This window comes from Streptomyces sp. WELS2, assembly GCF_013870595.1.
In the GTDB taxonomy this organism is placed as follows: Bacteria; Actinomycetota; Actinomycetes; order Streptomycetales; family Streptomycetaceae; genus Streptomyces.
Genome location: NZ_JACBWZ010001114.1, coordinates 1 through 1,728 on the forward strand (window position 1 = coordinate 1; position 1,728 = coordinate 1,728).

Annotated in this window: 1 protein-coding gene; it reads left to right on the forward strand. The window is 75.2% G+C overall.

Annotation, left to right across the window (positions count from 1 at the left end):
* Positions 1 to 1,728 (forward strand): beta-ketoacyl synthase N-terminal-like domain-containing protein (locus H5J33_RS34165; protein ID WP_181798545.1); only part of this gene is annotated, 1,728 nt, incomplete at both ends.

Genomic DNA, 1,728 nt, shown 5'->3' on the forward strand with positions numbered 1-1,728 from the left:
GCCCGAAGGCGACACCCGGGCCGGCGGCACGGACACGGGCGACCCCGAGCCGAGCGGCCCCGAGTGGGGCGACACGGTCGACGCGGCCGCCGTGGTCACCGCGCAGATCGCGCTCGTGCTGGGCCACGACGACCCCGCGGACATCGATCCCACACTCACCTTCAAGGACCTCGGCTTCGACTCGGTCACCGGGCTCGAACTGCGCAACCGCCTGGCCGGCGCCCTCGACCTGCAACTCCCCTCCGGTCTCGTCTACGACCACCCGACGCCCGCGGAGCTGATCGACTGGCTGCGCACCGGCCCCGGCGACCGGCCGGCCCCCGCCGCCCCCGCCGACCACGACGACCCGGTCGTCATCGTGGGGATGGGCTGCCGCTTCCCCGGTGGGGTGGCCTCGCCCGACGACCTGTGGCGGCTCGTCGCCCAAGGGGTGGACGCGACCGGCGACTTCCCGGACGACCGCGGCTGGGACCTGGGTGGCCTGTACGACCCGGAACTGCGCGGCGCGGGCACCACGTACACCGCCCGGGGCGGGTTCCTGGAGGCGGCGGCCGGCTTCGACGCCCCGTTCTTCGGCATCTCGCCCCGCGAGGCGCTCGCCATGGACCCGCAGCAGCGGCTCGTGCTGGAGACGGCCTGGGAGACCTTCGAGCACGCCGGGATCGACCCGGCCTCGCTGCGCGGCAGCCACACCGGCGTGTTCACCGGCGTCTGGTCGTCCGGCTACGCGACCGGGCCGGGCCTGCCGGAGGACCTGGAGGGCTACCTCTTCACCGGAGTCGCGACCAGCGTCACGTCCGGCCGGGTCGCCTACCACCTCGGGCTGCGCGGTCCGGCGCTGTCCGTGGACACCGCCTGCTCGTCGTCCCTGGTCGCCGTCCACCTGGCCGCCCAGGCCCTGCGCGCGGGCGAGTGCTCGCTGGCGCTCGCCGGCGGTGTCACCATCATGGCGACACCGCTGGGCTTCACCGAGTTCTCCCGCCAGCACGGCCTCGCGGCGGACGGCCGCAGCAAACCCTTCGCCGCCGCGGCCGACGGCACCAGCTGGGCCGAGGGTGCCGGCCTGGTGCTGCTGGAACGCCTGTCGGACGCCCGCCGCAACGGCCACCGGGTGCTCGCGGTCGTCGCGGGAAGCGCGGTCAACCAGGACGGCGCCTCCAACGGCCTGGCCGCGCCCAACGGCCCCTCCCAGGAACGCGTCATCCGCCAGGCGCTGGCGAACGCCGGACTGGAACCGTCCGACGTGGACGCCGTCGAGGCCCACGGCACCGGCACCACCCTCGGCGACCCCATCGAGGCGCACGCCCTGCTGGCCGCCTACGGCCAGGGGCGGGACGAGCCGTTGTGGCTGGGGTCGGTGAAGTCCAACATCGGTCACACCCAGGCCGCCGCCGGCGTCGCGGGACTGATCAAGATGGTCATGGCGATGCGGCACGGCGAACTGCCGCGAACCCTGCACGTGGACGCCCCCACCCCGCACGTCGACTGGGCCTCGGGCGGCGTCCGGCTGCTCACCGAGGCCCGGCCGTGGCCGGAGCACGAGCACCCGCGCCGCGCCGGCATCTCGGCCTTCGGCATCAGCGGCACCAACGCCCACCTGATCATCGAGCAGTCCTCCGACCCGGACCCCGGCCACCTTCCCGAACCCGCCGGCCGGGCCGCCCCCACCGTCTGGCTGCTGTCCGCCAAGACCGACGCCGCACTGCGCGCCCAGGCCGAGCGGCTGCA